The following is a 19,158-nucleotide window of genomic DNA, read 5'->3' as shown; positions in this document are numbered from 1 at the left end:
TCAGTGCACTTCCTTCAGTTCACGGTAGGCGGCCACCAGCGCGGCCGTGGACGGATCGAGGCCGGGCACGTCGGCGCCTTCGGTGAGGGCCGGTTCGACGCGCTTGGCGAGCACCTTGCCGAGCTCGACGCCCCACTGGTCGAAGGAGTCGATGTTCCAGATCGCGCCCTGGACGAACACCTTGTGCTCGTACAGCGCGATCAGCTGGCCGAGGACGGACGGGGTCAGCTCGGCGGCCAGCACGGTCGTGGTGGGGTGGTTGCCGCGGAAGGTCTTGTGCGGNCCTCGATCACCGCGTCCCGCGGGGCGCGCAGCGCGGTGTGCAGCACGGCCCGGTCCTCGGTGATGTTGATGCGCTCACCGCGGAACATGGCGTCGCGCAGCCCGAACACGTCGGTGGCGGCGGCCAGCTCCTGCAGCAGGGCGAGCGTCTCGTCGGTGACGAGGTTCTTCGAGTAGTCGATGCGCAGGTCGCCGACGCGCACGACGTACCGCTCCGCCCGCCCGGGGTCCTCGGCGAACAGCTCGCGCAGGTCCGGGTGGGGCAGCGTGCCCTTGGCGTGGTCCGCGAGCGCGGTCCACTGAGGCCGCTGGTCGAGCTTCGGGGTGTCAGACATGGACAGGGGTCTCCTTGCCGGCCTCGCCGCGCAGGGCGACGGCGTACATCTCGTCGGCGTCGAGGCGCCTGAGCTCCTCGGCGATGAGTTCGGAGGTGGGGCGCACCTTCAGCGCGAGGGAGCGCGGGGGCTGCCCGGGCAGGGTCATCGTCGCGAGGGGGCCCTCCGGACGGTCGATGACGATCTCGCCGTTCGCCGTGCCCAGGCGGACGGCGGTGACGACCGGCCCGTCGGTGATCACGCGGTCCACGCGGACCGCGAGCCGGGCCTCCAGCCAGCGGGCCAGCAGCTCGGCGGCCGGGTTGTCCGCCTCGGCCTCCACCACCGCCGAGGTCACCGGCACCCGGGCCTGGTCCAGGGCCGCCGCCAGCATCGAGCGCCACAGCGTCAGCCGGGTCCAGGCGAGGTCGGTGTCGCCGGGCGCGTAGGCGCGGACCCGGCGCTCCAGGACCTCCATGGGCCGCTCGACCGTGTAGAGGTCGGTGATCCGGCGCTGGGCCAGCGCGCCCAGCGGGTCCTTCGCCGGGTTGTCCGGCGCCTCCACCGGCCACCACACGACGACCGGCGCGTCCGGCAGCAGCAGCGGCAGGACCACCGAGTCGGCGTGCTCGGACACCTCCCCGTACATGCGCAGGACGACGGTCTCGCCGGTTCCGGCCTCCGAGCCGACCCGGACCTCGGCGTCCAGGTGCGAGCGGGTGCGGTCGCGCAGGTTGCGGGGGTGGCGCTTGATGACGACCAGGGTGCGCGAGGGGTGCTCGTGCGAGGCCTCCTCGGCCGCCTTGATCGCGTCGTAGGCGTTCTCCTCGTCCGTGACGATGACCAGCGTGAGCACCATGCCCACGGCCGGGGTGCCGATGGCCCGGCGGCCCTGCACCAGCGCCTTGTTGACCTTGCTTGCCGTGGTGTCGGTCAGGTCGATCCTCATGGCCTGCGCCAGCTCCGTCCGTCTCGTGCGAGCATCTCGTCGGCTTCCCGCGGTCCCCAGCCGCCCGACGCGTACTGCGCCGGCTTGTCGTGCGAGGCCCAGTACTCCTCGATCGGGTCGAGGATCCGCCAGGACTCTTCCACTTCCTGATGGCGCGGGAACAGGTTGGCGTCACCCAGAAGGACATCCAGGATCAGCCGTTCGTACGCCTCCGGGCTGGACTCCGTGAACGACTCGCCGTAGGCGAAGTCCATGGACACGTCCCGGATCTCCATCGACGTGCCCGGCACCTTGGAGCCGAAGCGCACCGTCATGCCCTCGTCCGGCTGGACGCGGATGACGATCGCGTTCTCGCCCAGCTCCTCGGTCGCGGTGGAGTCGAAGGGGGAGTGCGGGGCCCGCTGGAAGACCACCGCGATCTCCGTGACCCGGCGGCCCAGGCGCTTGCCGGTGCGCAGGTAGAAGGGGACGCCCGCCCAGCGGCGGTTGTCGATCCCCAGCTTGATGGCCGCGTAGGTGTCGGTGGTGGAGGCCGGGTCGATGCCCTCCTCCTCCAGGTAGCCGGGCACCTGCGCGCCGCCCTGCCAGCCGCCCGCGTACTGCCCGCGCACCGTGTGCTCGCCCAGCTCCTCCGGCAGCCGCACGGCCCGCAGCACCTTCAGCTTCTCGGTGAGCAGCGACCGCGCGTCGAAGGCGGCCGGCTCCTCCATGGCGGTGAGCGCCATCAGCTGGAGCAGGTGGTTCTGGATGACGTCGCGGGCGGCGCCGATGCCGTCGTAGTAGCCGGCCCGGCCCCCGATGCCGATGTCCTCGGCCATCGTGATCTGCACGTGGTCCACGTAGGACCGGTTCCAGATCGGCTCGTACATCTGGTTGGCGAAGCGCAGCGCCAGGATGTTCTGGACGGTCTCCTTGCCCAGGTAGTGGTCGATGCGGAAGACCTGGTCCGGATCGAAGACCTCGTGCACCAGCGCGTTCAGGTCCCGGGCGCTGTCCAGGTCGTGACCGAACGGCTTCTCGATGACCGCGCGGCGCCAGGAGCCGTCCGGTGCGTCGGTCAGCCCGTGCTTCTTGAGCTGCTGCACGACCTTCGGGAAGAACTTCGGCGGCACGGAGAGGTAGAAGGCGTAGTTGCCACTGGTGCCGCGGGAGGAGTCCAGCTCCTCGACGGCCTTGCGCAGCTGTTCGAACGCGTTGTCGTCGTCGAAGTCGCCGGGGATGAACCGCATGCCCTCGGAGAGCTGCTGCCAGACCTCCTCGCGGAACGGCGTGCGCGCGTGCTCCTTGACCGCGTCGTGCACGACCTCGGCGAAGTCCTGGTCCTCCCAGTCCCGGCGGGCGAAGCCGACCAGAGAGAAGCCCGGCGGCAGCAGACCGCGGTTGGCCAGGTCGTACACGGCCGGCATCAGCTTGCGGCGGGACAGGTCGCCGGTGACGCCGAAGATGACCAGACCGGACGGACCCGCGATACGGGGCAGACGGCGGTCCTGGGGATCGCGCAGCGGGTTGCTCCAGTCGAGCGGTGCCACCGGCTCGACGCCCTCCGCGGCCGCGCCCTTGCCCTTCGCTCCCTTGGCGGCGCGGTCCGTCGCGGACTTCTTCGCGCCCCTGGGAGCCTTCGCCCGCCCGGCCGCCTTCGCCGCCTCGGCGGCGCGGTCCTCCTCGGCCTCCTCGGCGTGCAGCGGACCCGCCGCCTCCTGGGCCGTCCGGGCCTCCTTGGCTTCCTTCGTCGCCTTGTTCTCCTGGACCGCCGTAGCGGGAAGCTCCTCGCTCATTCCCCGTCAACTCCCTTGCTGTCGAGGGACTTCGTCACGGCGGCGAGCAGGTCCTGCCAGGCCGCCTCGAACTTCGCCACGCCCTCTCGCTCCAACTGCTCCACCACTTCGTCGTACGACACGCCGAGCCGCTCCACTGCCGCGAGGTCGGCCCGGGCCTGGGCGTACCCGCCGGTGACCGTGTCACCCCGTACGTCTCCGTGATCGGCGGCGGCGTCCAGGGTGGCCTCCGGCATCGTGTTCACGGTGCCGGGAGCGACCAGCTCCTCCACGTACAGGGTGTCCCGGAATGCCGGGTCCTTCACCCCGGTGGACGCCCACAGGGGACGTTGCGGGTTGGCGCGGGCCCCCGCGAGGGCGGTGAAGCGGTCGCCCGCGAAGACGTTCTCGTACGCCTCGTAGGCCAGTCGCGCGTTGGCCAGCGCCGCCCTGCCGCGCAGCGCGAGCGCTTCGTCCGTCCCCAGCAGCGTCAGGCGCTTGTCGATCTCGCTGTCGACGCGGGAGACGAAGAACGAGGCGACCGAGTGGGTGCCGGCCAGGTCGATCCCGGCCGCCCGGGCCTTCTCGAGGCCGGCGAGGTAGGCGTCCATGACCTCGCGGTAGCGCTCCAGCGAGAAGATCAGCGTGACGTTGACGCTGATGCCGGCGCCGATGACCTCGGTGATCGCCGGGAGGCCGGCCTTCGTCGCCGGGATCTTGATCATCACGTTGGGGCGGTCGACCAGCCAGGCCAGCTGACGCGCCTCGGCGACGGTGGCCCGCGTGTCGTGGGCGAGACGGGGGTCGACCTCGATGGAGACCCGGCCGTCGCGCCCGCCGGTGGCGTCGTACACCTCGCGCAGCACGTCGGCGGCGGCGCGGACGTCGGCGGTGGTCATCATGCGGACCGCCTCGTCGACGGTGACGCCCCGGGTCGCCAGGTCGGCGAGCTGCTCCTCGTAGCCCTCGCCGGAGCCGATGGCGGCCTGGAAGATCGACGGGTTGGTGGTGACGCCGACGACGTTCTTCGTCCTGATCAGCTCGGCGAGGTTGCCGGAGTCGATCCGCCGCCGCGACAGGTCGTCCAGCCAGACGGACACGCCCTGGTCGGCCAGGCGCTGCAGTGCTCCCGCGGTGGCGGTTGCTTCGGTCACAGTGATCATCTTCTCTTTCTGCGCTCGGATCGAGGTCGGATCGCGATCGGCTCGGGTCCGGATCGGGGTGGGATCCGGTGGGGTCAGCCGCGGGCGGCGGCCAGGGATTCCCTGGCGGCCGCGGCCACGTGCTCGGCGGTGAAGCCGAACTCGGTGAACAGGGTCTTCGCGTCGGCGGAGGCGCCGAAGTGCTCCAGGGAGACGATGCGGCCCGCGTCTCCGACGTACTTGTGCCAGGTCAGGCCGATCCCGGCCTCCACGGCCACCCGGGCCCGCACGGAGGGCGGCAGCACGCTCTCGCGGTACGCGCGGGGCTGCTCCTCGAACCACTCCACGGACGGCATCGACACCACCCGCGTGGCGGTGCCCTCGGCCTCCAGCGCCTCCCGTGCGGCCATCGCGAGCTGCACCTCGGAGCCGGTGGCGATCAGGACGACGTCCGGGGCGCCGGTGGAGGCGTCGGCCAGGACGTACCCGCCGCGCGCCGCGTCCGGGTTCGGCGCGTAGGCCGGCACACCCTGGCGGGTGAGGGCGAGGCCGTGCGGCGCCGGGTCGGTGGAGTGGCGCCTGAGGATCTCGGCCCACACGGTCGCCGTCTCGTTGGCGTCGGCCGGGCGGACGACGTTGAGGCCGGGGATGGCGCGCAGGGCGGCGAGGTGCTCGACCGGCTGGTGGGTCGGGCCGTCCTCGCCGAGGCCGATCGAGTCGTGCGTCCACACGTACGTCACCGGCAGCTGCATCAGCGCGGACATGCGCACCGCGTTGCGCATGTAGTCGGAGAAGACCAGGAAGGTGCCGCCGTAGATCCGCGTGTTGCCGTGCAGGGCGATGCCGTTCATCTCCGCGGCCATCGAGAACTCGCGGATGCCGAAATGCACGGTGCGGCCGTACGGGTCGGCCCCGGGGAGCGGGTTGCCCGCCGGGAGGAAGGACGACGTCTTGTCGATGGTCGTGTTGTTCGAGCCGGCCAGGTCGGCCGAGCCGCCCCACAGCTCGGGCAGGACCGGGCCGAGCGCCTGGAGGACCTTGCCCGAGGCGGCGCGGGTGGCGACCGCCTTGCCGGTCTCGAACACCGGCAGGGCGTCCTGCCAGCCCTCGGGCAGCCGGCCGGCGAGCACACGGTCGAACAGCGCCGCGCGCTCGGGGTCGGCGTCGCGCCAGGCGGCGATTTGCTTGTCCCAGGCGGCGTGCGCCTCGGCGCCCCGGTCCAGGGCCCGGCGGGTGTGGGCGAGGACCTCGCCGGCGACCTCGAAGGACTGCTCCGGGTCGAAGCCGAGGACGCGCTTGGTGGCGGCGACCTCCTCCGCGCCGAGGGCGGAGCCGTGGGAGGCCTCGGTGTTCCGCGCGTTCGGGGCGGGCCAGGCGATGATCGTGCGCATGGCGATGATGGACGGGCGCCCCGTCTCGGCCTTCGCCGCCGTCAGCGCCGCGTACAGCGCGTGCACGTCGACGTCGCCGCTGTCGGCGGGCTCGATGCGCTGCACGTGCCAGCCGTAGGCCTCGTACCGCCTGAGCACGTCCTCGGAGAACGCGGTCGCGGTGTCGCCCTCGATGGAGATGTGGTTGTCGTCGTAGAGGAAGACCAGGTTGCCGAGGCGCTGGTGGCCGGCCATCGACGACGCCTCGGCGGAGACGCCCTCCTGGAGGTCGCCGTCGGAGACGACCGCCCAGATCGTGTGGTCGAAGGGCGACTCGCCCTCGGGGGCCCCGGGGTCGAACAGGCCGCGCTCGTAGCGGGCCGCCATCGCCATGCCCACCGCGTTGGCCACGCCCTGGCCCAGCGGTCCCGTGGTGGTCTCCACGCCCGCCGTGTGTCCGTACTCGGGGTGGCCCGGCGTCTTGGAGCCGTGTGTGCGGAAGGCCTTGAGGTCGTCCAGCTCCACCTCGTACCCGGCGAGGAAGAGCTGGGTGTAGAGGGTCAGCGAGGTGTGGCCGGGGGAGAGGACGAAGCGGTCACGGCCGGTCCACTCGGGATCGGCGGGGTCGTGACGCATCATCTTCTGAAAGATCGTGTACGCCGCCGGGGCGAGGGCCATCGCCGTACCCGGGTGCCCGTTCCCCACCTTCTGCACGGCGTCGGCCGCGAGGACACGGGCGGTGTCGACGGCACGCCGGTCGAGTTCGGTCCATTCGAAGCGGTCCGCGCTGTCCACTGTCTGCTTGCTCGACTGCGTGCTCATCTTCAAGAAATCCTCGATCGGAGCGGAGTGCCTGGTCTGACGCGTTCAAACTTAAAAGTCTGACTTTTGGGAGTGAAGGTCGTGGTGTGCCAGCCTGTGGTGAAACTGGGACACGCCCCGGCCACGGGGCACACGGGGCACACGGGCGGGACGGTACGAGAAGGACATGGCGGACGAAAGAAACCAAGGCGGCGGCGACGGGATCAGAACGTTCCCCTTCCCGGTCGATCTCAGCCTCCTCGGAGTCGGTATGCAGGTCGGGCCCATGGGCGCCGGCCGCACCTGGCACGCGCACGCCCCGCTGCACCGCGTACACCGCATCGACTTCCACATCGTCATGCTCTTCACGGGCGGCCCGGTCCGTCACATGATCGACTTCGCCGAGTACGAGGCGTCGGCCGGCGATCTGCTGTGGATCCGTCCCGGCCAGGTCCACCGCTTCGCGCCGGAGACCGAGTACCGCGGAACGGTGGTCACCATGCAGCCCGGCTTCCTGCCCCGCGCCACCGTCGAGGCCACCGGCCTCTACCGCTACGACCTGCCGCCCCTGCTCCATCCCGACGAGGCACGCCTCGCCGGACTGACGGCGGCGCTCGACCAGTTGCGGCGCGAGTACGAGGATGCGACCACCCTGCCGCTGAGCCTGCACACCGCCGTACTGCGCCACACGCTGTCGGCGTTCCTGCTGCGCCTGGCGCACCTGGCGGCGAGCTCCGCGCGGGCGGCGCGGGAGGGGCGGGCGGACACGCCGGGGGACAGCACCTTCACCCTCTTCCGGGACGCGGTCGAGCGGGGCTTCGCCGCCAACCACAGCGTCAGCGCCTACGCCGACGCGCTCGGTTACTCCCGCCGCACCCTGGTCCGCGCGGTGCGCGCCGCCACCGGCGAGACGCCCAAGGGCTTCATCGACAAGCGCGTCGTCCTGGAGGCCAAGCGGCTCCTCGCCCACACCGAGATGCCGATCGGACGGGTCGGCGCGGCGGTCGGCTTCCCGGACGCGGCGAACTTCTCCAAGTTCTTCCAGCAGCACACGGACCAGACACCGGCGGCGTTCCGGGCGGAGCTGCGCTGAGCGGACCGGCACCGGACACGACGAAGGGGCCCCACGGTGAGTGGAGCCCCTTCGCCTCTCCTGCGGGGGGTCGGTTGCCGGTCAGTGGCCGAAGCTGAACCAGTTCACGTTCACGAAGTCGGCGCTCTGGCCGCTGGTGAAGGTCAGGTACACGTCGTGGGTGCCCGTCACCGAGGCGATGTTCGCCGGTATCGTCCGCCACGACTGCCAGCCGCCCGTGTTGCCCACGGCGAAGCTGCCGATCGGCGTGCCGGAACGGCTGTCCAGGCGCACCTCGACCAGTCCGCTGACCCCGGCGGCCGCACCGCTCGCCACCCGCGCCTTGAACTGGGTCGCCGCGCTCGAACCGAACTTCACGCCCTTGTACTGCACCCAGTCGCCGTTCGCGAGGGCGCCGAGGTTGCTCCCGCCGCCCGAGTCCGAGCTGCCCTCGGTCATCGTGCCGGACTGGGCGTCGTACGACTCGGCCTCGATGGTGCTGTAGGCGTCACGGTCGCCGCCGGTCGGTGGCGGTGTGGTACCGCTCCCACCGGCCGACAGCACCTGGACGTAGTCCACGAGCATGGAGTGGCCGGGCTGGGTGCCGCCGTCCGGGCCGCCGCCGAAGGCGTCCGGGAAGCCGCCGCCCATCGCGACGTTGAGAATGATGAAGTAGCCGTGGTTCGTGGCGTTCGCCCACGTCGTCGCGTCGACCTGGTTGGCGCGGACGGTGTGGAAGTTGTTGCCGTCGACGGAGAAGCGGATCTCCTCGACGCTCGTCGAGCGGTCCCACTCCACCCGGTAGGTGTGGAAGCCCGCCTGGCAGGTGGCGCCGGGACACGGGGTGTTGCCGCCGATGCCGCTGGTCTCGTTGCAGGGGCCGCCGGGAGAGGTGCCGCAGTGCAGCGTGGACCAGACCGTGTTGAGTCCCTGGGTGTTCTCCATGATGTCGATCTCGCCGACGCCGGGCCAGTTCCAGTAGTTGCCCCGGTAGGGCGCGCCCAGCATCCAGAACGCCGGCCAGTAGCCCTTGGCCGCCGCCCCCGTGACGTTCGGGACCTGGATGCGGGCCTCGACGCGCAGCTTGCCGCCGGCCGGGGGCTCGAAGTCGGCGCGCTTGGTCTCGATGCGGCCCGAGGTCCAGTTGCCGGCGCCGTCGCGCTGCGGGGTGATGCGCAGGTTGCCGCTGCCGTCCAGTGAGACGTTGCTCGGGGAGGAGGTCATCGTCTCGATCTCGCCGGTGCCCCAGTTGGCGGCGCCGCCGGGGTACGAGGTGCCGGTGTCGTACTGCCAGTTGCCGGTGTTCACGCCGGAGCCGGCCGCGCCGTCGAAGTCGTCGGCGAAGACCTGCGTCCAGCCGGACGGGGGCGGGGGCACGGCCGCGCCCGCCGACGGACCCGTCACGGCCGTCGCCGCCGCGGCGAGGCCGAGTGTGCCGACGACGGCCACCAACGCCCGGCGCAGCGGCCGGCGTCTGGGCGGGTTGCCGGATGTGTGACTCATGTGGGGGTCGCCTCTCGATGCGGGAGTGGGAAGCGGTACGCCCGAGCGCGCTCCGCGGGGAGACGGGTGAGAGCGCTCTCAGAGTGCGGCCAATGTGCTCCCGGCCGCTGCCGCCGTCAAGAGGTGAAGCCGAGAAACTCCTTGCGGGGCAGGGGAGTTCAGCCCATGAACGTCGTGAACGTCACGAAAGTGCCGGGCGGGGGCGACCGGTGCGAAGTTCTTCTCACCACCGTCGCCGCGACGGCACGCAGTGGGCTCGGGAACGCGTGCATCACGCGCCCTGCCCTTTTGTTCAGGCGACGCGGGTGTCGTAGGTCTCGCGGTTGGCGAGTACGTCGTCCATGTGCGTCTCGGCCCAGGACTTGAGGCCGCGCACCATGGCGTACAGCGACAGGCCGAGATCGGTCAGCTCGTAGGAGACCGTGACCGGCACGGTCGGCGTCACGGTGCGGGTCACCAGGCCGTCGCGCTCCAGGGAGCGCAGCGTCTGGGTGAGCATCTTCTGGCTGATCCCGGCCAGGAGGCGGGCAAGCTCCGAGTAACGCATCGCCCGGGGCTCGCCGGCGCAGTCGGTGCCCGGCCGTTGGGGACCGCCGTTGCCGAGCGCGGCCAGGACCAGCGTGACCCACTTGTCGGATATCCGGTCGAGCAACTGCCGGCTGGGGCACACCGCCAGGAACGCGTCGTACTCCACCTTGGCCTGCGCCCGCCGCTGGGCAGCCGTCGTCGTCGCCATCGAACCACTCCTCACACCCCTTCGGGTGCCTTACGCACTCCGAAGTGCCTACTTCCCCCGAGAGAGTTGCCTGTCAATGATGGCGCAAGAAACCATCAGGAACCAGCAGGTGGTTCGACATGAAAGGCAGAGCAGCGGTATGAGCACGCTTCTCGTTCCACTTCCCGGCGGCACCTGGACCCTGGGCGACCTGACCGTCACCCGGTTCGGCTACGGAGCCATGCAACTCGCCGGTCCCTGGGTCATGGGCCCGCCCGCCGACCGCGACGGCGCCCTCGCCGTTCTCCGCGAGGCCGTCGACCTCGGCATCACCCACATCGACACGGCCGACGCCTACGGCCCGCACATCACCAACCAGTTGATCCGCGAAGCGCTGCACCCCTACCGTGACTCGCTGCACATCGTGACCAAGGTCGGAGCGACCCGGGACCAGGAGGGAGGCTGGCCCCCGGCCCGGCGACCCGAAGACCTGACCCGGGCCGTCCGGGAGAACCTGGAGAACCTCGGCCTCGAAACGCTGGACGTGGTCAACCTCCGGCTCGGCGACGCCCAGGGGCCCGTGCCCGGCTCGCTCGCCGAGGCGTTCGAGACACTCGCCGAACTCCAGCAGCGGGGCCTGATCCGGCACCTCGGCGTGAGCAACGCGACGGCGGAGCAGGTCGCCGAGGCACGCTCGATCGCACCGATCGTGTGCGTACAGAACATGTACAACCTCGCCCACCGCCAGGACGACGGCCTGATCGACGAGCTCGCCGAGCAGGGCATCGCCTACGTGCCCTTCTTCCCGCTCGGCGGCTTCACCCCGCTGCAGTCCTCGGCGCTGACGGCCGTAGCCGCCCGGCTGGACGCGACGCCGATGTCGGTCGCCCTGTCCTGGCTGCTGCGCCGCTCGCCGAACATCCTGCTGATCCCCGGCACCTCGTCGGTGGCGCACCTGCGCGAGAACGTCGCGGGTGCGGAACTTCCGCTCTCCGACGAGGATCTCACCGAGCTGGACAAGATCGGCGGCTGAGCTCCTCGCGTCGGCAGGCGGGGCGTACGGGACGGGCGTCGGAGCATGGGCGGAGCGGCCGCGGTGGCGGCCCGCGCGTACAGCGCCTGGGCCGGGGTCGCCACCGACACGGCACAGGCGGTCGCGAAGGGCGCCGCACGCCGCCACACCAACGGCACGGCGGTCGCGGCGCCGAGCAGCCGGCCCCGCCAGGACAGGGGGTCGCCCCCCCTCGTCCGGGAACAGCCACTGCAGCGAGACGGCGAACAGCACCAGCGCGGCGACGTGGCGTCCACGGCGTACGGGTGGGTCGTAGGCGGCCGTGCGACGACGGAGGCGAGCGAGGAGGACAAGGGGGACCGGGCGGACATGGGCGGCTCCTCCGGGAAGGGCCGTCCCAGTATCGACAGCCGCGCGGGGCCCGTCCTCACCGGTGAGAGGGATATGCGGGCGGCGGTGCGCCCTCGCGCCCGTGTTCGGGGCGCCAGCCCAGCGCCCGTGAGATGCCGCGCGCCGCCAGCCGTACCGCGGGGACCAGCGTCGGCACCTGTGCGCCGGCGTACGGCACGACGACCGACACGGCCGCCGCCACGGTGCCGTCCCGGCCGTGCACCGGGGCGGCCACCGACAGGGCGTCGTCGGTGATCTGACGGCCGCTCACCGCCGCCCCGGTGCGCCGCACCTCGGCCAGCACCCGGCGCAGTCGTACCGGGTCGGTGATCGTGTAGGGCGTGAAGGAGGCGAGCGGGCCGGTGCGGTACGCCTCCTGGAACTCCGGCTCGCCGTGCGCGAGCAGGGCGAGCCCGACCCCGGTGGCGTGCAGCGGCCAGCGGGCGCCGACGCGGATGTGCACGCCGACCGACGACCGCGCCGCCAGCCACTCGATGTAGACGACCTCGTCGCCGTCCCGCACCGCCAGCTGCACGTTCTCGTGGGTCGCCTCGTACAGGTCCTCCAGGTACGGCAGGGCGACCTGCCGCAGTGCGAGGCCGCGCGGGGCGAGTGCGGCGATCTCCCACAGCCGCAGGCCGACGTGGTAGACGCCCGACTCGTCCCGCTCCAGGGCGCCCCACCGGGTCAGGGCGCCCACCAGCCGGTGCGCGGTGGTCAGGCTCAGCCCGGCCCGGCGGCTGATGTCCGTCAGGGACAGGGCCGGGTGCGTGTGGTCGAACGCGGCGAGCACGGAGAGCAGCCGGTCGGGGGCGGTGGACGTGGTCACCGGGCCGAGGGTAGGGCGCCGGCCCGGCTCTGGACAGGGGGAAGGGAAGGTGCACGCGAGTCGGCACCCGACCGTGCCATGATCGGCGCCGGACGGAAGTGCGGCCGGCGACGGAAGGGTGCGGACGTGAGGCTGACGATGCTGGGCGGCGGCGGGTTCCGCGTGCCGCTCGTGTACGGGGCGCTGCTCGGGGACCGCGCCGAGGGGCGCGTGACCGACGTCGTCCTGCACGACACGGACGCGTCCCGGCTGGCGGCGACGACCCGGGTACTGGCCGAACAGGCGGCCTCGGTGCCCGACGCGCCGACGGTGACCGCGACGACCGACCTGGACGAGGCGCTGCGCGGCGCCGACTTCGTGTTCTCCGCGATCCGCGTCGGCGGCCTCCAGGGACGGGCCGACGACGAACGGGTGGCGCTCGCCGAGGGCGTCCTCGGACAGGAGACGGTCGGCGCGGGCGGGATCGCCTACGGGCTGCGGACCGTCCCGGTCGCCGTCGACATCGCCCGCCGGGTGGCCCGGCTGGCGCCGCACGCCTGGGTCATCAACTTCACCAACCCGGCCGGCCTGGTCACCGAGGCCATGTCCCGGGACCTCGGCGACCGGGTCATCGGCATCTGCGACTCGCCGGTCGGCCTCGGCCGCCGCGTGGCCCGCGTGCTGGGCGCCGACCCGGACCGCGCCTTCGTCGACTACGTCGGCCTCAACCACCTCGGCTGGCTGCGCGGCCTGCGCGTCGCCGGACGCGACGAACTCCCGCGGCTGCTCGCCGACCCGGAGCTGCTCGGCTCCTTCGAGGAGGGCCGGCTCTTCGGCCCCGAGTGGCTGCGGTCCCTCGGCGCGATCCCCAACGAGTACCTGCACTACTACTACTTCAACCGGGAGACCGTCCGCGCCTACCAGGAGGCCGACCTCACCCGCGGCGCGTTCCTGCGCGACCAGCAGGCCCGCTTCTACGACGAGATGCGCCGCCCCGACGCCCCGGCCCTGGCCACCTGGGACCGCACCCGCGCCGAACGCGAGGCCACCTACATGGCGGAGAACCGCGAGACGGCGGGCGCGGGCGAGCGCGAGGCCGAGGACCTGTCCGGCGGCTACGAGAAGGTGGCGCTGGCGCTGATGCGCGCCGTCGCCCGCGACGAACGCGCCACCCTGATCCTCAACGTCCGCAACCGCGGCACGCTCTCCGTCCTCGACCGCGACGCGGTGATCGAGGTCCCCTGCCTGGTCGACGCGAACGGCGCCCACCCGATGGCCGTCGACCCGCTGCCGGGCCACGCCACCGGCCTGGTCTGCGCGGTCAAGGCCGTCGAGCGCGACGTCCTGACCGCGGCCGAGACCGGCTCCCGCGCGGCGGCGGTACGGGCCTTCGCCCTGCACCCCCTCGTCGACTCGGTCGACGTCGCCCGCCGCCTCGTCGACGGCTACCGGGCGGTGCACCCGGGGCTTGCCTACCTCAGGTGAGCCCCGCCGGCGCGGACGTCGCCGGTGCCGGCGCGGTCGCCGCCGGCTGCGCCGGTCCCGGTGCGGGCGGCGGGGCCGGAACGGCGGGGAGGTCCGGGCGCTGGTTGGGCAGGGACACCGGGCGCACGGGGCGCGGTCCGGACACCACCGCGTAGTCCTGCCCCAGGAACGGCGGCTCCAGCTCACCCGGGTCGTCCCCGAGGGCCAGCCGGACCGCCGCCCACGGCACGTTGACACCGCACAGCGCCAGCTGGTGCAGCCCGCCGGCCGGGCGGGTGTTGACGTCCATCAGGACCGGCCGGTCGCCGTACATCCGGAACTGCACGTTGGACAGGTGGTGCAGCCCGAACGCCTCGGCGATCCGCCGCGCCGGTGCCAGCCACTGCTCGTGCAGGGTGAACCCCCGGCGGCGGCCGTTCTTGGTGCGGCCCACGGCCAGCCGGACCCGGCTGTCGGGCCCGGTGAGGCAGTCCACCGAGACCTCCGGCTGCTCCAGGCGGGGCATCACCAGCCAGTCCACGGGCTCCTCTGCCGCCCGCAGCGCCTCGACGACCAGGGGCAGCGGCACGGACGGGCTCGGGAAGCCGTTCAGATGCGCGAGCGAGAAGGGGTCCCGGGTGACCATCCGGAAGCCCACGCCGCCCGCGCCGGACGCCGGCTTGAAGCACGCCCGGTGTCCGCCCGCCTCCAGTTCCTCCACCGCGAGGACGAGCTCCTCGGCGGTGCGGACCCGCCACCACGGCGGCACCGGCACGCCGATGGCCCGGACCGCCTCGTAGGCGATCACCTTGTCGCTGAACAGGGCCACGGCCTCCGGCGGCGGAGCCAGCAGTGCCGTACCGGCCGCCTCGAACTCGGTGCGGTGCGCCACGATCGCCGACTGGTGCAGCCGGGGCACGAACACGTCGATGGCGCGCCGCACGCACTGGTCCAGCGCGTACTCGACGTACCCGGCGGGGGACAGGCCCTCCGGCTCCAGGTCGGCGGTGTCCGCGGCGGCCAGCACGGGGGAGTCCGGGTCGCCGTGCGTGGCATGGATCTCGACGGCCCGGTCGGCGGGATTTCTCCGCAGCTGATCCATGAAGAAGACGTTCTCCGCGTACGTGCGGTTGAGCCAGACGCGTACGGGAGAAGCCATGCAAGCCGCCTTCCAGGGTTCGCGGGCAGGGCGAAGCGGGCCGTGCCCGGCCAGGGGTTCGGAGGGTCACCGAGCCGCTCTGCGCGAAGAGTGAGGCGTGGCGGTGGTGTTGGGGCGATCATAGGGGTACGCGCGGCCCCGAGTGCAACGAGCGTCACACGGATGCGCCGGCCCGGCCGTGCACCGGCCTTCGGACCCGCCGGGGCGGGCGCCGCTGGGCCGCCTTGTGACCGGGGCGGCGATGTGATCTCGTGGCGTCGAACGCGTGTCCGGGGAGGGGTGGGGGATGACGTCGAGGGCCGGTGCTCCGGGGAAGCTTTGGGCGATCAGCGACCTGCACATCGGTTACGAGGAGAACCGGGCCCTGGTCGAGCGGATGCACCCCGAGTCCGGGGACGACTGGCTCCTGGTGGCCGGCGACGTGGCGGAGACCGTCGCCGACGTCCGCTGGGCGCTCGGGACCCTCGCGGGCCGCTTCCGCCGGGTCGTCTGGGCCCCGGGGAACCACGAACTGTGGACGCACCCCAAGGACCCGGTCGGCCTGCGCGGCGTCGCCCGCTACGAACACCTCGTCGAGATGTGCCGCGAGCTGGGCGTGACCACACCCGAGGACCCCTACCCCGTGTGGGAGGGTGCGGGCGGCCCGGCGGTCGTCGCGCCGCTCTTCCTGCTCTACGACTACTCGTTCCTGCCCCCGGGGTGCGCGACCAAGGCCGAGGGTCTGGAGTACGCCCACGGCACCGGCGTCGTGTGCAGCGACGAGTACCTGCTGCACCCCGACCCCTGGCCCAGCCGCGAGGCCTGGTGCCGGGCGCGGGTCGCCGAGACAGAGCGCAGGCTCGCCGGGATCCCCGCGGACCTGCCGACGATCCCGGTCAACCACTACCCCCTGGACCGGCATCCCACGGACGTGCTGTGGTATCCCGAGTTCGCCATGTGGTGCGGCACCTCGCTCACCGCGGACTGGCACCGCAGGTTCCGGGTCGACACCATGGTCTACGGGCATCTGCACATCCCGCGCACCACCTGGCACGAGGGGGTCCGCTTCGAGGAGGTCTCGGTGGGCTATCCGCGCGAATGGCGCAAGCGACCAGGGCCGCCCGGGCGGCTGCGCCCCATCCTGCCCGCGACGGCGACTTCGGCGCCCGTGGGGCCGTCGCGCCCGGAGGTGACCCGGTGATCGAGGAACTGCTGCCCGACACCGTCGTCGCGGTGGAGGCGTTCGGCCACGACGACACCGGACACCTGCCCCTCTACCCGGAGGAGGAGGAGATCGTCGCACGGGCGGTCGCCAAGCGGCGCCGGGAGTTCACCGTCGTGCGGTCCTGCGCCCGCCGGGCCATGGAGAAACTCGGTGTGCCCCCGCAGCCCGTGCCGACCGGCGAACGCGGCGCCCCGCGCTGGCCGGCCGGCCTCACCGGCAGCATGACCCACTGCGACGGCTACTGCGCCGCCGCCCTGGTCCGCCTGACCGACCTGGCCTCCCTCGGCATCGACGCCGAACCAGACGGGCCCCTCCCGGACGGCGTCCTGAAGACCATCGCCCTGCCCGCCGAGGCGGCCCGGCTGCGGCGGCTCGACGAGGAGCGGCCCGGCGTCCACTGGGACCGGCTGCTGTTCAGCGCCAAGGAGTCGGTCTACAAGGCGTGGTTCCCCCTCACCGGGCAGTGGCTGGACTTCGCGGAGGCGGACATCGAGGTTTCCGTGGATCCGGTCGACCCCCGCCGCGGCACCCTGCACGCCGCCCTGCTGGTGCCGGGACCGACCGTGGGCGGCAGGCGCCTGAGCCGCTTCGACGGCCGCTGGAGCGCGCGGAACGGCCTGGTCACCACGGCGATCACGGTCCCGCACGCCTGAACGGCGGCCCGGCCGCCCGCCCCCGTCAGGGACGCGGGCACCAGTCCCGCAGCAGCCGGAAGAACGCCTCCTCGTTCCCCGTCAGTCCCGCCGCCTCGAGGGCCTGCTCCGCCTCTGCCAGCACGGAGGGCGGGACGACGGGCGGCCGGGGAGGAGCGCCGGGAACCGCCCCGGTGTCGAAACCGGCCCGCACGGTGTGCAGGAGCCGCAGGTAGGCCTGAACGGCGGTGCGTTCGTGGTCGGTCAGTACGGCGGTGGTCATCGGTCGGCACTCCCCACAACGACGTCAGCGGTCACGCGCCCCCGCACGGCGGCGGCACCCTCCCAGCTTGCCGCCCACCACTGACAATCCCCTCCAGCCGCGCCCGGTGCCCCGCTCCGACCACACCGATCGGGCCATCGGCCCGTGGCCGCCGACTTCGGCGGCCCTCAGCCCAGATAGCCCAGCGACGCCTCGATCCGGCCCGCCAGGTGGTCCCGCTGCACGGGCCCGCGCAGCGACGAACCGGCCAGCCAGGTCCGGCACTTGCTCGCCAGCAGCAGGCCGAAGGCCTCCGCCTCCCGCTCGTCGGCGAGGTCGAAGCGGGAACGCGCGGCCACGGTGCGCACGGTGGCGCGCAGCGCCTCCTCGTCCCGGTCCGCGCCGTCCGTGGCCGACAGGCGGGCCGCGACCGTGGCCCCCTCGACGTCATGTCCGCCGTGTCCCGCCTGCATGTGCCACAGCTCGTGCCCCAGGATGACCAACTGGTGGCCAGGCGCGGTGCGTTCCTCGACGACGACCAGGTCCCGGTCGGTCATGTCCAGCCACAGGCCGCTGGCGGTGCCGGGTGGGAAGGCGGCCATGCGGAACAGTACGGGGCGGCCCCGCCGCCGGCTCATCGTCTCGCACAGCGCCGTGTACAACTCGGTGGGCGGCGCCGGTGCGGGGAGCGTCAGTTCCCCGACCAACTCGCCGCACAGGCGGCGCATCTCCTTGGCGATCGCCACGTCTCTCCCCAGGCTCACGACAGGCTCACGACTCGGGCCGCTTCACGCTCTCCAGGAGCATGTCCAGCCACTCGGCGACCTTGTCGCGGTGCTGGTCGGTGGGCAGTTGCGCGGCCCGCCAGGCGATGCCGCGCACGCCGTGGTCCTGGAGCAGCCGCTCCAGCGGGTCGGCGGCGGCGGCCGCCGCCTCCCGCTCCCGGTCGGCGAGCTGCTGGAGCAGTTCCTGCTCGGTGCGCTGGAGGGCGCCCGAGAGCGCCTCGGGGTCCTCGGCGGTGAGGAATCCGGCGTGCACCCGGAAGAAGCGCTGAATGGCGTCGCAGTGCTCCATGGTGGGGCGCCGGTCGCCGTTGATGAGCGCGCCGGCCTGCTGCCGCGACATTCCCGCGCCGTCGGCTATCTCCTGCTGGGTGTACTTGCGGCCGTTCGGTTTCAGCCGGGTGCGGCGCAGCAGGTCCAGGCGCTGTACGAACCTGGTCTGGACGTCGGGCTCGCCCGCCGGCCGGCCGCCGAGCAGGGCCCCGACGACGGGCTCGGGGACGCCGCAGGCGGCGGAGAGCCGGCCGACGTCGAACACCTCGGTGTGCGGCACGCCGAGCCGGTCCGCGAGTGCGCCGACCCGGGCGACGACGGCGGTCAGCGTGGTGGTCGGCATGGTGCCCGGACCTTCGAAGCCACCCGTCACCGACAGCTCTCCTACGTCTCTCACAAGCCCCACAGGCTTCTCACAAGCAGTTGCCGTGAACTTCCCGGAGAGTAGCCTGCCGCTCGAACTCACATCCATACATCGCCACAACTGTGGCCTATTTCAGCCGTCAACAGGCACGAAATGCCACGATAGTTGACACGCCTGGCATCGGGGCGCCAGGATGCGGGACGCCGCGAGAAGGCCGCATAGGCAAGAGGGGTGACCTCCCGATGGCATTTCAGGCAGGAGGGCAGCGGTCGGCGCCGCGGCCCGCCCCCGCGACCCCCGAGGCCCAGGCATATCTCCAGGACTACACCGCGCTCCTGGAGGCCGTCCCCTTTCCCTCTCTCGTCGTCGACCACCGCTGGGACGTGGTGCTGGCCAACGGCGCCTTCCGGACACTCTTCCAGGGTGCCGGACCGCATCCGACGGCCATGCCGGACGACAACTTCCTCAGGTTCGTCCTCTTCCACCCGGACGCCTCCACGGTCCTCGGCGAGCACGAGTCGAGCTGGTGCCTGCCCATGCTGGCGCACTTCGCCGCCGCCCTGGAACGGTACGGCCACGATCCCGGCCTGCAGGCCGTCCGCCGGGACATCGCCCAGGACCCGATCATGGAGGCCGCCTACCGTCAGGGCCTGCCGCACTGGATCCGCGCCGTCGGAGTCCGGGCCGTCGAACACGACGGTGCCGTACGGCCGCTGCACCACCCCGACCCGCGCCGGGGCACCACCGAATGCCGCGTCGTGGTCGAGACGCCCAGGGCGCTCCAGGAGCTCGGCTACACCAGGCTGACGCTGGTCCTGCGGGAGCCGCGCCGCACCGCGCACCGGACGCCGCGTGCCCGCCGAGCCACCTCCCACCTGAGAGTCGTGCCCGCCGCCGAGTGACCGG

Annotated in this window: 18 protein-coding genes and 1 pseudogene; 6 read left to right on the top strand and 13 right to left on the bottom strand. The window is 72.5% G+C overall.

Going from position 1 to position 19,158, the window contains the following annotated elements; translation table 11 throughout:
* The 6 genes and pseudogenes from ABS735_RS23790 to tkt form a co-directional block, all read right to left on the bottom strand.
* A pseudogene (locus ABS735_RS23790) lies at positions 1 to 282 on the bottom strand (glucose-6-phosphate isomerase); the annotation flags it as partial.
* Entirely contained in the window at positions 225 to 617 is a 393-nt protein-coding gene (locus ABS735_RS23785; protein ID WP_476755849.1) for a hypothetical protein, read from the bottom strand. The gene ABS735_RS23785 and the pseudogene ABS735_RS23790, both read right to left, overlap by 58 nt.
* Positions 610 to 1,545 carry a glucose-6-phosphate dehydrogenase assembly protein OpcA gene (opcA, locus tag ABS735_RS23780; RefSeq protein WP_217166449.1) on the bottom strand — a complete coding sequence of 312 codons (936 nt, stop codon included), beginning with the start codon at positions 1,543 to 1,545 and terminating at the stop codon, positions 610 to 612. The genes ABS735_RS23785 and opcA overlap by 8 nt, the downstream gene beginning before the upstream one ends.
* A complete protein-coding gene (gene zwf / locus ABS735_RS23775; protein ID WP_373900547.1) occupies positions 1,542 to 3,320 on the bottom strand; it encodes a glucose-6-phosphate dehydrogenase in 1,779 nt (592 codons plus the stop codon). The genes opcA and zwf overlap by 4 nt, the downstream gene beginning before the upstream one ends.
* Entirely contained in the window at positions 3,317 to 4,462 is a 1,146-nt protein-coding gene (gene tal / locus ABS735_RS23770; RefSeq protein ID WP_373900548.1) for a transaldolase, read from the bottom strand. The genes zwf and tal overlap by 4 nt, the downstream gene beginning before the upstream one ends.
* A gap of 74 nt (positions 4,463 to 4,536) precedes the next feature.
* Positions 4,537 to 6,633 carry a transketolase gene (gene tkt, locus ABS735_RS23765; protein WP_373900549.1) on the bottom strand — a complete coding sequence of 699 codons (2,097 nt, stop codon included), beginning with the start codon at positions 6,631 to 6,633 and terminating at the stop codon, positions 4,537 to 4,539.
* A gap of 166 nt (positions 6,634 to 6,799) precedes the next feature.
* On the opposite strand from tkt, the gene ABS735_RS23760 reads away from it, so the two are divergent.
* The gene (locus ABS735_RS23760) at positions 6,800 to 7,705 is read left to right on the top strand and encodes a helix-turn-helix transcriptional regulator (RefSeq protein WP_373900550.1); all 906 of its coding nucleotides are present in this window, start codon (positions 6,800 to 6,802) and stop codon (positions 7,703 to 7,705) included.
* Between the two features lie 81 nt (positions 7,706 to 7,786).
* Here ABS735_RS23760 and ABS735_RS23755 read toward each other — a convergent pair whose 3' ends face one another.
* Both ABS735_RS23755 and ABS735_RS23750 read right to left on the bottom strand, forming a co-directional pair.
* On the bottom strand, positions 7,787 to 9,187 hold the full coding sequence (locus ABS735_RS23755; protein WP_373900551.1) for a glycoside hydrolase family 16 protein: 1,401 nt from the start codon (positions 9,185 to 9,187) through the stop codon (positions 7,787 to 7,789).
* Positions 9,188 to 9,479: 292 nt separating this feature from the next.
* Complete coding sequence (locus tag ABS735_RS23750; protein WP_373900552.1) at positions 9,480 to 9,923, bottom strand: winged helix-turn-helix transcriptional regulator; 444 nt, start codon at positions 9,921 to 9,923, stop codon at positions 9,480 to 9,482.
* A gap of 139 nt (positions 9,924 to 10,062) precedes the next feature.
* On the opposite strand from ABS735_RS23750, the gene ABS735_RS23745 reads away from it, so the two are divergent.
* Entirely contained in the window at positions 10,063 to 10,935 is an 873-nt protein-coding gene (locus tag ABS735_RS23745; RefSeq protein WP_373900553.1) for an aldo/keto reductase family oxidoreductase, read from the top strand.
* Positions 10,936 to 11,341: 406 nt separating this feature from the next.
* Here ABS735_RS23745 and ABS735_RS23740 read toward each other — a convergent pair whose 3' ends face one another.
* Positions 11,342 to 12,133 (bottom strand): IclR family transcriptional regulator, encoded by a 792-nt coding sequence (locus ABS735_RS23740; RefSeq protein ID WP_373900554.1) that lies wholly within the window; start codon positions 12,131 to 12,133, stop codon positions 11,342 to 11,344.
* A gap of 126 nt (positions 12,134 to 12,259) precedes the next feature.
* Between ABS735_RS23740 and ABS735_RS23735 the strand changes: the two genes are divergently transcribed.
* On the top strand, positions 12,260 to 13,597 hold the full coding sequence (locus tag ABS735_RS23735) for a 6-phospho-beta-glucosidase (RefSeq protein WP_373900555.1): 1,338 nt from the start codon (positions 12,260 to 12,262) through the stop codon (positions 13,595 to 13,597).
* Here the strand turns inward: ABS735_RS23735 and ABS735_RS23730 are convergent.
* A complete protein-coding gene (locus ABS735_RS23730; RefSeq protein ID WP_373900556.1) occupies positions 13,590 to 14,735 on the bottom strand; it encodes an ATP-grasp domain-containing protein in 1,146 nt (381 codons plus the stop codon). The genes ABS735_RS23735 and ABS735_RS23730 overlap by 8 nt on opposite strands.
* 286 nt (positions 14,736 to 15,021) lie before the next feature.
* Between ABS735_RS23730 and ABS735_RS23725 the strand changes: the two genes are divergently transcribed.
* Both ABS735_RS23725 and ABS735_RS23720 read left to right on the top strand, forming a co-directional pair.
* A complete protein-coding gene (locus ABS735_RS23725; protein ID WP_373900557.1) occupies positions 15,022 to 15,915 on the top strand; it encodes a metallophosphoesterase family protein in 894 nt (297 codons plus the stop codon).
* Positions 15,912 to 16,592, top strand: a complete 681-nt coding sequence (locus ABS735_RS23720; RefSeq protein ID WP_373900558.1) for a 4'-phosphopantetheinyl transferase family protein — start codon at positions 15,912 to 15,914, stop codon at positions 16,590 to 16,592. The genes ABS735_RS23725 and ABS735_RS23720 overlap by 4 nt, the downstream gene beginning before the upstream one ends.
* 25 nt (positions 16,593 to 16,617) lie before the next feature.
* Here ABS735_RS23720 and ABS735_RS23715 read toward each other — a convergent pair whose 3' ends face one another.
* From ABS735_RS23715 to ABS735_RS23705, 3 genes are all read right to left on the bottom strand, one after another.
* Positions 16,618 to 16,854, bottom strand: a complete 237-nt coding sequence (locus ABS735_RS23715; RefSeq protein ID WP_373900559.1) for a hypothetical protein — start codon at positions 16,852 to 16,854, stop codon at positions 16,618 to 16,620.
* Positions 16,855 to 17,021: 167 nt separating this feature from the next.
* Positions 17,022 to 17,561, bottom strand: coding sequence for a toxin-antitoxin system, toxin component (locus ABS735_RS23710; protein WP_373901264.1), 540 nt, complete (start codon positions 17,559 to 17,561; stop codon positions 17,022 to 17,024).
* Between the two features lie 43 nt (positions 17,562 to 17,604).
* The gene (locus ABS735_RS23705) at positions 17,605 to 18,261 is read right to left on the bottom strand and encodes a helix-turn-helix domain-containing protein (protein WP_373900560.1); all 657 of its coding nucleotides are present in this window, start codon (positions 18,259 to 18,261) and stop codon (positions 17,605 to 17,607) included.
* A 233-nt stretch (positions 18,262 to 18,494) separates the two neighbouring features.
* Here ABS735_RS23705 and ABS735_RS23700 point away from each other — a divergent pair, with 233 nt between their 5' ends.
* Complete coding sequence (locus tag ABS735_RS23700; protein ID WP_373900562.1) at positions 18,495 to 19,154, top strand: MmyB family transcriptional regulator; 660 nt, start codon at positions 18,495 to 18,497, stop codon at positions 19,152 to 19,154.
* Positions 19,155 to 19,158: the final 4 nt, after the last annotated feature.

Source organism: Streptomyces sp. MMCC 100, from assembly GCF_041538145.2.
Lineage (GTDB): Bacteria > Actinomycetota > Actinomycetes > Streptomycetales > Streptomycetaceae > Streptomyces.
The sequence above is the reverse complement of the archived record's forward strand: the minus strand, read 5'-3'. Positions and strand labels throughout refer to the sequence as shown.

Bases quoted from the DNA above. Each gene is read 5' to 3' on its own strand.
- opcA (WP_217166449.1), bottom strand. From the start codon at position 1,545: ATGAGGATCGACCTGACCGACACCACGGCAAGCAAGGTCAACAAGGCG.
- zwf (WP_373900547.1), bottom strand. From the start codon at position 3,320: ATGAGCGAGGAGCTTCCCGCTACGGCGGTCCAGGAGAACAAGGCGACG.
- tal (WP_373900548.1), bottom strand. From the start codon at position 4,462: ATGATCACTGTGACCGAAGCAACCGCCACCGCGGGAGCACTGCAGCGC.
- tkt (WP_373900549.1), bottom strand. From the start codon at position 6,633: ATGAGCACGCAGTCGAGCAAGCAGACAGTGGACAGCGCGGACCGCTTC.
- ABS735_RS23760 (WP_373900550.1), top strand. From the start codon at position 6,800: ATGGCGGACGAAAGAAACCAAGGCGGCGGCGACGGGATCAGAACGTTC.
- ABS735_RS23755 (WP_373900551.1), bottom strand. From the start codon at position 9,187: ATGAGTCACACATCCGGCAACCCGCCCAGACGCCGGCCGCTGCGCCGG.
- ABS735_RS23750 (WP_373900552.1), bottom strand. From the start codon at position 9,923: ATGGCGACGACGACGGCTGCCCAGCGGCGGGCGCAGGCCAAGGTGGAG.
- ABS735_RS23745 (WP_373900553.1), top strand. From the start codon at position 10,063: ATGAGCACGCTTCTCGTTCCACTTCCCGGCGGCACCTGGACCCTGGGC.
- ABS735_RS23730 (WP_373900556.1), bottom strand. From the start codon at position 14,735: ATGGCTTCTCCCGTACGCGTCTGGCTCAACCGCACGTACGCGGAGAAC.
- ABS735_RS23725 (WP_373900557.1), top strand. From the start codon at position 15,022: ATGACGTCGAGGGCCGGTGCTCCGGGGAAGCTTTGGGCGATCAGCGAC.
- ABS735_RS23715 (WP_373900559.1), bottom strand. From the start codon at position 16,854: ATGACCACCGCCGTACTGACCGACCACGAACGCACCGCCGTTCAGGCC.
- ABS735_RS23710 (WP_373901264.1), bottom strand. From the start codon at position 17,561: ATGCGCCGCCTGTGCGGCGAGTTGGTCGGGGAACTGACGCTCCCCGCA.
- ABS735_RS23700 (WP_373900562.1), top strand. From the start codon at position 18,495: ATGGCATTTCAGGCAGGAGGGCAGCGGTCGGCGCCGCGGCCCGCCCCC.